We start from the raw sequence: 12,652 nt of genomic DNA on the forward strand, positions 1-12,652 counted from the left end.
TCATAGGTATTCCTTTTGTTTATTTCTAGCAATTTAAATTATAAGGAATACCTTCTTTTTTTAAACTAAAAGTGTGCAATATCTATGGCTCTTAAACAATATAAAAAAAATTACAATGCTGTAAATAAAATGATTTTAAGTTATAATGAATAATCAAAAATATAGAGAGTATATTTTATGAATATATTAGTCAGTGCCTGCCTTTTAGGTGTAAAATGCAGATATGACGGAAGAGATAATGAAGTTTGTCATTTATATAAACTCATATCTAAAGGATATAATCTTATACCAATATGCCCTGAGCAATTAGGAGGGCTTTCTACTCCAAGAGAGCCGTCAGAAATTGTTGAAGGTAAAGTCATTAATAAATGCGGCAAAGATGTTACTAATGAATTTATAAAGGGTGCTGAAGAAGCATTAAAATTAGCAAAATTATATAATGCTGAATTAGCCATATTAAAAGAGAGAAGTCCTTCATGCGGATTTGGAGAAATATATGACGGCACTTTTAATAAGGTATTGATAAATGGTAACGGTATTTGTGCTGATTTACTCTTTAATAATAATATAAAAATTATAGGCGAGTGTAAAATAAAAGAATATTTTGAATTATAGTATATTGAATTATTTATTTTATCTTATATAATTAAATTATGTATTTACTAGAATTTGATGAGATACCAAAAGAAGTTATTTGGGGAGGCACTTCATTAGCTTCCATATATTCAAAACCTTTTGATAAAAATAAAACAATAGGTGAGAGTTGGGAAATTTGTGATTTACCTAATGATAATAGTATAGTATCTAATGGTGAACTTAAAGGAAAAACTTTATCGTATTTGGTAAAAGAATACGGCAGTGAGCTTTTAGGAACAAAGTGTAAAGAAGATTATTTTCCTCTGCTAATAAAACTTATAGATGCAAGAGATAAATTATCTATACAAGTACACCCTGATGAAGAATATGCTAATAAAAGGCATAATAAACATGGCAAAAATGAGATGTGGTATGTTGCTGATGCATTAGATAATGCTGAGCTTCTTATAGGGTTAAAAGAAAATATTACTAAAGAAGATTTAAAGAGAGCTTTGCTTAATAGGGAAAATATAGAAGATAAATTCAATTATTTTCATATAAAAAAAGGAGATGCTTTTTATATACCAAGCGGCTGTATACATGCTATATTAGGAAATGCCGTTATAGCAGAGATACAAACTCCAAGCGATGTTACATATAGGCTCTATGATTGGAATAGGCTTGATAAAAATGGAAAATCTAGGGAACTTCATATAGAAGATTCTTTTAATGTTATAAAAGATATTAATGCTTTTAATTTGAAATCTGCTAAACATAACAAATTTAAAGATAAGTCATTAGAAATTAATACAGTGTTTTCTAATGAATACTTTACAGTAGAAGAATATATTGTTAATGGGCAGTATTCTTCCAAACCTACTAAAGAAAGTTTTGAAATAATTATGGTTATTGATGGAAATGGTTCTATAGAATCAGATATTCCAAATAATATTATTAACCTTAATATTGGAAAAACTGTTTTGGTACCAGCTAGTTTGGGAAATTATATAATAAATAGCAGTAATGGCATAAAATTTCTGAGGATAACTGTATAATATGAGCGATATTATTATAGAATTAAAAGATGTTTACAAGACTTTTGGACCTCAAAGAGTACTTAATGGTGTTAATCTTAAGGTTAATAGAGGAGAGACTTTATCTGTTATAGGAAATTCAGGATGCGGTAAGAGTGTGCTTATAAAACATTTAATAGGTTTGCTTCAGCCTGATTCTGGAACTATTGTTGTAGATGGGTATGATATTAATAAAATTTCTGATAATGAACTTACAGAAGTAAGAAAGAAATTTGCTATGGTGTTTCAAGGTGCTGCATTATTCGATTCTTTAAATGTATATGAAAATGTAAGTTTTGGGCTTAGAAGAATAAAAAAAGATATGCCTGAAGATAGAATAAAAGTAAAAGTAGCAGAAGTTCTTGAAATGGTAGGTATGCCGAATATAGAACATAAAATGCCTTCTGAGTTATCAGGGGGTATGAAAAAACGTGTAGGTTTGGCACGTGCTATTGCTATGGATCCTCAAATACTTCTTTATGATGAGCCTACAACTGGACTAGATCCTGTAATGTCTAGGGTTATAGATGATTTAATAGTAAAGATGCAGTCTATTCTTAATGTTACAAGCATTGTTATAACTCATGATATGACTAGTGTATTTAGAATGTCTGACAGAGTTGTTATGCTTTATAAGGGGCAGATTATTGAGGGAGGAGATCCTGATCATTTGGGAGAAACAGAAAATCCGCATTTGAAATTCTTTTTTATGAGCAGTATAGCAAAAAAAGGTGAAGATATAGAAAGCATAAGACCAAAAGATTAATTCATTTTTTATATATAATTTTTAGGATAAGGAAAACTATTATGAAAAATAAAGTAAAATTAGGTATATTTTTTATTATAACATTAGTACTATTTGTGGGTGCTATAATCTTACTTGGTAAGATAAAATTAAAAGGCGATGGATACAGACTTTATGTAGATTATGTATTTATAGGCGATTTGCAGGAAAACGGTAAGGTATCATACAGAGGCGGCGGTATACAGATAGGTTTTATTGAAAAAATAAGTATTAATCCAGATGGTACTATTAGAGTAACTTTATTTATAACAGATAAAACTGTTGTAATACCTGAAGGAACAAAATTTTCTATACAGACAGTTGGTTTAGGACTTGGAGAGAAGTATATAATGGTATCTCCCCCTGCTGTTACTACCACAGGTATGACAAGCATAGCAGCTGGCAGTGTAATAAAGGGTGTAGAACCATTTAGTATAGAGACTACATTGGGCTCTATTGGCGATATAGGAAAAGATTTGAATTTTCAGGAGTTTTCATCAGTAATAACTAATTTGGCACAGACTATAAATATGATAGCTGATATTATAGGTACTAATGAAATAACTATAACAAAAGCTATCTCAAATGTTAATGATAGTTTAGCTAATATTAATAATATAACTAGGGATTTATCTTATATTATTTCGGACGTTGAAAACGGCAAAGGTACTGCAGGAGCTGTAATGAAAGATCCTACTTTGCAGACTAATATTAATGAAATAATAAACAATATGAGAATATTTAGTGAAAAATTAAGAGATAACCCTTCAACTTTACTATTTAGAGAAACAGAAAAGAAATAATAGGGGGATATAATGATAGATGATATTATAACATTAATTATGAAAGGTATTTCTAGCAGCAAAGAAACACCTAAATCATCACTATCAGAAAAAGAGATAGAATACAATAATATATTAAAAGAAATAAATGGGATTCCAAAATCTAAATTAAATAAATGCTTAAAATCTGCAGAAAAAATAGCTGTAAAAGCAGGTAAATATTCTTTAAAATATTTTGGCTGTCCTAAAAGTATATCCAAGAAAGGAAAAACGGATCTATTTACAGAAGTTGATTTAAAAAATGAAAAGATTATCAGAGAATATTTATTAAAATGCTATCCGAAATTTGGTTTTTATGGGGAAGAGTCAAGTGCTTCAGATAGTTCTGAAAAAAAGAAATTTACTTGGATAGTAGATCCTATAGATGGAACTAGCAACTTTGTACATGGATATCCATTTTATTGTGTATCAATAGGTCTTGCTTATAAAGGTATACCTATACTTGGTGTTGTTTATGCTCCTTTAACCAACACAGTTTATAAGGCACATATTAAATCTAAGGCTTATAAAAATGACAAGGTTATTAGAGTAAGCAGCAGCGATAAACTAATAGAATCAATGATAATAACAGGTTTTTATTATAATGCCAGCGTAGATGATGACTTCTTGCATGACAGAATGGTAGATTTTGCTAATATGGTAAAAAGAACTCTAGCATTAAGACGTGATGGTTCTGCTGCACTTGATATATGTATGGTAGCTGAAGGTGCTGCAGACGGATTTTTTGAATATGGTCTTTCACCTTGGGATATATGTGCTGGTATAGTTATACTAAAACGTGCAGGCGGAATGGTAAGCAATATAAATATGAAAGAATATGATATTTTCTCAAAAAAACAATTTATAGCAAGTAATAAAAAAATTCACAAAGAAATGATAAAGGTACTTGAATAAGTTTTTAATAGGTATAAAATAGGAACGATAAAAAAACAATAAAAGAGAAGGAATGTTTTATGGTAGAAGGAAAAAGAGGTAAGGTTGTTCAGGTTGTAGGTTCTACCCTAGATGCTGAGTTTGAAGAAGGACATCTTCCTGCTATATTAAATGCACTTTATATAGATAAAGAAATAGAAGGTGTTCAAAGACATATAATCTGCGAAGTTCAGCAGCATTTAGGAGGCGGAAGAGTAAGAGCTATAGCTTTGGAGTCTACAGATGGTATATCTAGGGGCGATGATATATTTGATACAGAAAATCATATAATGGTGCCTGTAGGAACTGAAACTATAGGAAGAATTTTTAATGTATTGGGTCAGACAGTTGATAAGGGAGAGCCGCTAGAGGCAAAAGAGTATAGATCTATACATGCAGCCCCTCCAAAATTTGAAACTTTAGAGCCTAAACTTGAAATTTTTGAAACAGGTATTAAGGTAATAGACTTATTAGCCCCATATATTAAAGGCGGTAAAACAGGTCTTTTCGGAGGTGCTGGAGTAGGTAAAACTGTTCTTATAATGGAGCTTATACATAATATAGCAAGCGAGCATGGCGGTTATTCAGTGTTTGCTGGTGTTGGTGAAAGAACAAGAGAAGGTAATGACTTATGGTCTGAAATGAAGAAATCTGGAGTTATTAATAAAACTTGTCTTGTTTATGGTCAGATGAATGAGCCTCCTGGAGCAAGACTTAGAGTAGCATTGACTGCATTGACTATGGCGGAATATTTTAGAGATTCAGCAGGTCTTGATGTACTATTATTTATAGATAATATATTCAGATTTACTCAGGCTGGAAGTGAAGTATCAGCACTTCTTGGGCGTATGCCTTCAGCAGTAGGTTATCAGCCTACATTGGCAACTGAGATGGGAGGTCTTCAAGAGAGAATTACATCTACTAGAAACGGTTCTATTACATCTATACAGGCTGTTTATGTACCTGCTGATGACCTTACAGACCCAGCACCTGCTACAGCATTTACTCACCTTGATGCTACTACTGTATTATCAAGAGAAGTTAGTGAAAAAGGTATATATCCAGCAGTAGATCCTCTAGCTTCAACAAGCAGAATATTAGATCCTAATATCTTAGGTCAGGAGCATTATGATACTGCAAGAAGAGTTCAGCATATACTTCAAAGATATAGAGATTTGCAGGATATTATTGCTATACTTGGTGCTGATGAGCTTTCAGAAGAGGATAAATTGGTGGTATCTCGTGCTAGAAAAATAGAACAATTTTTAAGTCAGCCTTTCTTTGTTGGGGAGCAGTTTACAGGTCTTCAGGGAAGATATGTTAAATTAGAGGATACTATTAGAAGTTTTAAAGGTATTTGCAACGGTGATTATGATGATTTGCCAGACCAAGCATTTAGATTTGTAGGATCTATAGAAGAAGCTGTTTCAAAAGCTAAAACTATGAGTAATTAATACATTATTACTGCTAAATAATAATAGTATTATACCGATAGTTTAAATAGTATTCAAAATATTTTATAGGTTGTATAGTATGCTTTTTCAAGTAAATGAAGATAAACTAAAAAAAAGATTAAAATTTTATATGCCGATATCATTTTTGATTGTGGCTGTAATTGCAGTTGGTTCATATTCTGTATTACTAAAAACAATTTATCAGCAATCAAGTTCATTAAGGGCATATGTATATATATTTATACTTTTTTTAGCTTTGTTTGTAGCTGTAAGTATGTTTTTTGACTGCTTAAAAGTAGAAGAAGGAAAATCTATACCTTTAGGTAAAATATATGTATTAAAATCTGGTTTGGCCGTTGTTCTAGTAGCGATTCTTTCATATACTATATATATACTAGATGGCAGTATTACTTTATTTGAAATAGTTAATATACGGCTTATAATGGTAATATTTTTGATTACTATAGCGATGACTGTTTCATCGATATTTTTTAATATATTAGTAAGACCATTATATAAAAAGACTGGCAGAAAAGAGTATTATCTGCCTATGGTATATAGCTTTCTGCCTGTTTCTATGGCTACTATGATATTTATTGTTACATTAATTAATGGTTTGCATTACAGATCAGAGTTAATTTATGATAAGCAGCATGATATGATGTTAAAAAAAGATTATGCTAATGATTTTGTTAATAATTTTTATGACGGTATGTCTAAATATGTTACTGCTGCAGATAATATATCCGCATATATGGATATTTTACTAGGCGATATTTATACATTAGATAATTATGTGGGAATATTGTCCTCCTATCTAAGCACAAGATATGCTAATGATCATAATATTTCCGGATTTTCTATTTTTATAAGAGATTTTGAAAATATTAACATATCTCTTAATACTGAGGGTATGAATAATTTAGCTATAGAGTGGAAATATGATGTAAATAATTTAGTTACAATAAGCACTAATATCAGACCTAATCTCTCTGGAAATAATTTGGCAAAAATATATGGCGGTACTAATTCTATAGTTGATATTATACCTAATTCAGATGTATTTTATATTTATGAGCCTATTATTTTAAATGATAAAAATATTGGTTTGATTAGTTTAGAAGTTAGAAGTTCAGTTTATCAGGATATATTAAGTGATATAACTTTTAAAAATAATTTGGATATTTTTATAACAGATGATTTATATGTTATAAAGGCTTCAAATAATCCTGCAGCTTTAGAAACTATGCAGAGAGATTTGGATAATGCTGTTGTTTCTGCCGATATTAAAGATGTTGGGAATAATAATTATAAAAATAATATTAGTAATGTTAAAATTATTCCTATAAAAAATACAAACAAGTTTGCAATTAAATATTCAGTATTTGATAATTTATATATTATTAATTTATGGCAGCAAAATAATGCTCATAATAATCAATTGTTTAGAGAAACTATTATAAAATCATCAGTAGCAATTTATTTAGGATTATTAGCATTTTTAATAGTAATACTTGCTTTAATTCTTTCTTTAAGAAAAACTCTTGTATTTGCTAAAAATGTTTCTGATTCTATTAGTGAGGGTGATGGAGATTTAACTATAAGACTGCCTGTTATTAGTAATAATGAATCAGGGGAATTGGTTCACTCTTTTAATAAATTCTTAGATAAAGTAAAAAATATTATTGTAAGTGTAAAAAACAATGCTTATACTTTAACCGGAAATATTCAGAACATGAGAGCTTCTATTAGTATTAGTATAAGCGATTTTAATACTATATATGAAGAATTTAAAACAGAGCTTGAAAATTCTAATAAAATAGCTGAATCTTCTGCAAATGCTGCTAGAGTAAGTTTTATGCAGAGAACTAGATTTACAGCAGTTAATGAAACAGTTCAGTTATTATTAGAAAATATCAATGATATTAACAATAAAATGAAACTTCAGTCTGAAGCGGTTTCAAAAACTAGTAGTTCTGTTCAACAGATGATGGCAAATATTGTTACTGTAAGCCATGGAGCTACAAAAGCAAATGATTATGCTAAAATACTTTATACAGAAGCTCAGGACGGAAGCAATATAGGTGAATCTGTTGTGGATTCTATTCAAAGTATTAAAGAATATTCTAAACAGATTACAAATATTACTCAGGTTATACATAATATTGCTGAGCAGACAAACCTTTTGGCTATGAATGCGGCAATAGAGGCGGCACATGCAGGTGAGCATGGAAGAGGATTTACAGTTGTTGCTGATAAAATTAGAAAATTGGCAGAAGATACAGGTGAGAACTCTAAAATAATTAATGAAATTATTGAAGAAACTACTCAGGCTATAGATAAAACTGTATCTTTAGCTTTTAGAAGTTCTGAATCTATGGAAAAGATTTTGGAAGGTTCTAATACTCTTGCTGATTTAATAGCTACTATATCAGGTGCTAATGATGAGCTTGATATAGGAAGACGTGAAATTTTAATGAATATTACTAACTTGAATAATATTACAGAAGATGTTCAGGAGCTTTCTATTAAACAAATGCAGATGAGTTCGGCTGTTAGTCAGAATATATCAAGTGTTGATAAATTGGCTGAAGATGTTGTTAATGTTGTTAATGCTACAGAAAGCGATATGAAAGAGCTTGTAAACTCTATAGAGAATGTTTCTAATCTTTCTACTACAAGCAGTAATAATATGGAAGTTATGGATAAGAGAATTAAAGAACTTCAATATATATTCTTGCAGTTATATAAATTGGTTATATCATTTAAAACTGAAAAGACTGAGGAAGAGATTGCTAAGGATAAAGTAAAAACAGCTACTGTAGATAAAGCAAGATTAAAATTAGAACGTAAGGCAGAAAAACAAAGAGTTAAAGAAGAGAAAAGAAGATTAAAAGAGTTGAGAAAGGAAAGTAATAGAGTAAAAAATAAATAATTTATAATAACCTAGTTTCATTATGAAAAGAATTAGTATTTTTGTATTGATATTTCAGCTATTACTCTTTAGTATAGTTTTCTCTGAAATAAGCCATAAGTTTTACTGGAATTTGGAGAAAGGTAAAAGAATAGAATCTGTTAAAACTGCTGATGTTGAATATTATGAGAATGGAATATTAAGAAGTACATATAAAGAAAGAAATATTGTTGATTTAACAGTGATTGCCATTGCTCCTAAAGGCGGATACAGAGTTAGCGGAGTATTTAAAATTTTCAGAATGATGAAAGGTGAAAAAGTTTTTCATCTTGATGAAGAGTATACGAGCGATTTTATTATACATACTAATGGTAAATTTGAAGTGCCTTATAATTATTTTATGCCTAATGTAAGGCATGTTCCTACTTTTCCAGATAATGAAATTAAACTTACAGAATCTTGGAACAGAGAATCTATTGAAATCATTAAAGTAAATAATGCCCCTAATCTTACTATGGCATTATCAGCTGATTATTTATTTGCAAATATTGAAACTAATGATGACGGAAGAAGAAATGCTGTTATACAATATCATATTATGACAGATAAAGATTTACTTCAGGCTGGGCTTTCAAGAAAAGGCTATCCGGAAAGAATATACGGATTTAATTATGGTACTTTTCTTTGGGATATGGAAAAAAACATTCCAGTATCTCAGCAGGAAAGATATCAAATATTATTCGGATACGGCAGAGAATTATCATATGCAAGTCTTCAGTATAAAATGAATATCATAAGCACATATAAAATTTATGACTCTATTACTAAGGAAGAAGAAGATTACAATAGAAAAAAATTAGAAAATGATTTGTATGATGATGATAATGTTACTATAGATACGGTTCCTGAAGGATTGGTTGTAAGACTTGGAGAGATTTTATTTGATACTGATTCTTATACATTAAAACCAGAAGCAAAAAATACTATAGACAACATTGTAAAAGCTATTAAGGAAACTTATCCAGACAGAGAAATTATAGTTGAAGGACATACTGATAACACTGGAAGAAAAGAATATAATCAGGAATTATCAGAAAAAAGAGCAAAATCTGTAGCAGATTATATACTTCCTAATCTTGATCATGATAAATTATCTTATAAAGGTCTTGCTGATGAAGAGCCTATAGCTTCTAATGATACAGCAGATGGAAGACAAAAAAATAGAAGAGTTGATATCATAATAAAATTAAGATAATAATTTTTATATCTTCTTAAAAGAAATTATTTTTTATTTTATTTTTTTACTTATAATTAAAAAAATTAATTATAAATTATTTCTTTGCCTATAAACTTATCAGTAAATACACCATTATTATATACTTTATTTCCGCGTACTATAGTAGTTAATACTTTACCGCCTCTACTGAAACCTATATAAGGAGACCAGCCTGCTTTAGTAATTATATCTTTTTCTTCTATTATAGAATGGTCTTTAATATCTACTATTACTAAATCGGCATCATAATTTTCTTTTAACATGCCTTTATTTTTTATAGCGAATATTTTTGAAGCATTTTCACTCATAATCTTAGTTAATAATTTCAAATCCATTGTGCCGTCATTTACTTTGTTTAGCATTAGTTCTAATGAATGCTCTACAGAAGGTACTCCGAAAGTAAGTTTTTCTAATTTTTCACTTATCAAATGAGGAGCATGATCTGTTGCTATAGTATCTATTGTAGAATCTAATATTGCTTTTAACAATGCTTTATTATCAGATTTTTCTCTCAATTCTGGCTTCATTCTCAAAAGCATTTTATTTCTTTCATTTTTATTAACATCTTCAGTATTTAAAAATAAATGATGAGGTGCAGCTTCTCCATAGATTATCATTCCAGAATCTTTTGCTTTTTTTAATGAATTGATTTCGCTTTCTAATGATATATGACATAAATATAATGGTGTTTTCGTTTTTTTAGCTATTTCTATTGCTTTGTCAGCCATTTTGTCTTCTGCATGTACTGTAACTATTTTAGAACTTTCAAATAGTTTTTCTAATATTTTATCATCTTCTACGAGCATATTTCCTGTTGATGCATTAAAAAATATTTTTGTTGAGGCAGCATCATTAATAATATCTTTTATATCATCACTATTATCTGCTTTGCTTCCGCCAAAATGAAAACCATAATCAACATACGATTTTCCTATCATCATATTTTTTTTGGCAATTAGATTCTCTTTTGTGATAGTATTTGGTATAGTATTGGGCATATCCAAAAAAGAAGTAACTCCTCCTCTTGCGGCAGCCTTGCTTCCAGAATTGAAATCTTCTTTTTGGGTAAGACCTGGATCTCTCATATGAACATGAGGATCTATTATACCAGCAATAACATAATTATAATTAGCATCTATTAAATCATCATCTTTATAGTTTTGAAAATTATTATCAAAATCTATTTTTTTTATTTTTTCATTTTCTATTATGATAGAAACTACATTGTTGCTCTCTATTATTTTAGCATTTTTTATTATCATATGACTGCCTTTTATTACATTGATGATTTTTACAGATAATTTTTTAATTTTTTTATTGATAATAAAAGCATTAATTATATTTTTACTATCAATTATAGTTAGATTATAAAATATTATTTTATTATTTCTCTATTGCAGTAGTAGCAGAAATCTCCGTAGCTTCTTTTTGCCACTTTATTTTTTGTTTGTTCAAAATGAGTAACACATTTACCGTTGGTACAAACCATTTCTTTATTTTCTACTACTTCATAATCTTTTTCTTTTTTCTTAGCTTTTGATTCTATTATTCCAGTAGCAAGTGCAAGCATAGCCATTCTTGTAGGAACACCGTTTCTAGCCTGTATAAAATATTTGGCATATTTGGTATCGTCTAGGTCTATATTAATTTCATCTACTCTTGGAAGAGGGTGCATTATTATCATATTATCTTTGCATTTCCCTTCTATATCTTTTCTGGATATATTAAAGGCATTTTTTACTTTTTCGTACTCATTAATATTATCAAATCTTTCTTTCTGTATCCTTGTCATATATAAACAGTCTATATCTTTTAATATTTCTTCATAGTTATTAAGTTTTTTGTATTTTATATGAGCTTGGTCTAATTCTTTTAATATATAATCAGGTATTTGTATAATATCAGGGGAAACAAAATAAAGCTCTCCATTAAACATTTTTAATGCTTTAGATAATGAATGAACAGTTCTTCCATATTTTGTATCTCCTACAAAAGCTATTTTTTTATTTTCAATACTTCCAAGTTCCTCTCTTAAAGTGTATAAATCAAGAAGAGTTTGACTAGGGTGTTCATTAGAGCCGTCTCCTGCATTTATAACTGGGCAGTTTGTAACTTCTTCAGCAAATTTGGCAGCACCGTCTATATTATGACGCATAACTATGATATCAGAATAGGCAGAAACCATTATAATAGTATCTCTTAAAGATTCCCCTTTCATTATGGAGCTTTTATCAGGGTTGTCAAATCCCAATTCTTTACATCCCATTCTGTAAGCTGCTGAAGTGAATGATAATCTTGTTCTTGTAGAAGGTTCAAAAAATATGCTGGTCATGATTTTACCGTCCATAATTTTTCTTCTTTCATCACTGTCAGTGTTATCCAATTTTTTAGCCGTGTCCAATACCTCAATAATTTCTTCTTTTGATAACTCTTTGATGGATATAAAGTTTTTCATTTTTGCTCCCTTAAAAATAATTTATGATAATAGTTTTTTGATTTTGGAATAAAAAAAAGGAATAAAATTGTTAAAGATAACAACTTTATTCCTTGATTTTTAAAAAATTCCAAATTCGTTAATTTAAACAAATGAATAAAACAGGGTAATAAATAAAAAATAATCTTATGCTCTAAAAATATATTTTTCATATTAAATCCTATTTTATCTCAAATTGAAGGCATTATATCATAAGTATAAAAAAAATCAAGTTTAAATTTAGTTTTTTATTGTTTAAGAGCCATAGATATTGCACAGTTTTAGTTTAAAAAAAGGAGGTATTCCTTATAATTTAAATTATCACAACAAACAAAAAGGAATACCTAT

Annotated in this window: 10 protein-coding genes; 8 read left to right on the forward strand and 2 right to left on the reverse strand. The window is 29.0% G+C overall.

The features are described 5' to 3' along the window. Nucleotides 1-177: 177 nt before the first annotated feature. The 8 genes from Q1X91_RS12375 (at nucleotide 178) to Q1X91_RS12410 (ending at nucleotide 9,810) form a co-directional block, all read left to right on the forward strand. Entirely contained in the window at nucleotides 178-615 is a 438-nt protein-coding gene (locus Q1X91_RS12375) for a DUF523 domain-containing protein (protein ID WP_300757967.1), read from the forward strand. A 38-nt stretch (nucleotides 616-653) separates the two neighbouring features. Beyond that, a complete protein-coding gene (locus Q1X91_RS12380; RefSeq protein ID WP_300757970.1) occupies nucleotides 654-1,631 on the forward strand; it encodes a type I phosphomannose isomerase catalytic subunit in 978 nt (325 codons plus the stop codon). Nucleotide 1,632: 1 nt separating this feature from the next. After that, complete coding sequence (locus tag Q1X91_RS12385; RefSeq protein ID WP_300757973.1) at nucleotides 1,633-2,415, forward strand: ABC transporter ATP-binding protein; 783 nt, start codon at nucleotides 1,633-1,635, stop codon at nucleotides 2,413-2,415. A 41-nt stretch (nucleotides 2,416-2,456) separates the two neighbouring features. Further along, on the forward strand, nucleotides 2,457-3,236 hold the full coding sequence (locus tag Q1X91_RS12390; protein WP_300757976.1) for an MlaD family protein: 780 nt from the start codon (nucleotides 2,457-2,459) through the stop codon (nucleotides 3,234-3,236). 12 nt (nucleotides 3,237-3,248) lie between these two features. Beyond that, a complete protein-coding gene (locus Q1X91_RS12395) occupies nucleotides 3,249-4,169 on the forward strand; it encodes an inositol monophosphatase family protein (RefSeq protein ID WP_300757979.1) in 921 nt (306 codons plus the stop codon). 59 nt (nucleotides 4,170-4,228) lie between these two features. Beyond that, a complete protein-coding gene (gene atpD, locus Q1X91_RS12400; RefSeq protein WP_300757982.1) occupies nucleotides 4,229-5,641 on the forward strand; it encodes a F0F1 ATP synthase subunit beta in 1,413 nt (470 codons plus the stop codon). Nucleotides 5,642-5,720: 79 nt separating this feature from the next. Continuing rightward, entirely contained in the window at nucleotides 5,721-8,576 is a 2,856-nt protein-coding gene (locus Q1X91_RS12405) for a methyl-accepting chemotaxis protein (protein WP_300757985.1), read from the forward strand. 22 nt (nucleotides 8,577-8,598) lie between these two features. Continuing rightward, nucleotides 8,599-9,810 (forward strand): OmpA family protein, encoded by a 1,212-nt coding sequence (locus Q1X91_RS12410; RefSeq protein ID WP_300757987.1) that lies wholly within the window; start codon nucleotides 8,599-8,601, stop codon nucleotides 9,808-9,810. Between the two features lie 65 nt (nucleotides 9,811-9,875). Here the strand turns inward: Q1X91_RS12410 and Q1X91_RS12415 are convergent, their stop codons facing one another. Both Q1X91_RS12415 and pyrB read right to left on the reverse strand, forming a co-directional pair. Continuing rightward, nucleotides 9,876-11,093 (reverse strand): dihydroorotase family protein, encoded by a 1,218-nt coding sequence (locus Q1X91_RS12415; RefSeq protein ID WP_300757989.1) that lies wholly within the window; start codon nucleotides 11,091-11,093, stop codon nucleotides 9,876-9,878. Between the two features lie 113 nt (nucleotides 11,094-11,206). Then, nucleotides 11,207-12,286 carry an aspartate carbamoyltransferase gene (pyrB, locus tag Q1X91_RS12420; protein ID WP_300757992.1) on the reverse strand — a complete coding sequence of 360 codons (1,080 nt, stop codon included), beginning with the start codon at nucleotides 12,284-12,286 and terminating at the stop codon, nucleotides 11,207-11,209. Nucleotides 12,287-12,652: the final 366 nt, after the last annotated feature.

Source organism: uncultured Brachyspira sp. (genome assembly GCF_949287625.1).
Classification (GTDB): domain Bacteria; phylum Spirochaetota; class Brachyspiria; order Brachyspirales; family Brachyspiraceae; genus Brachyspira.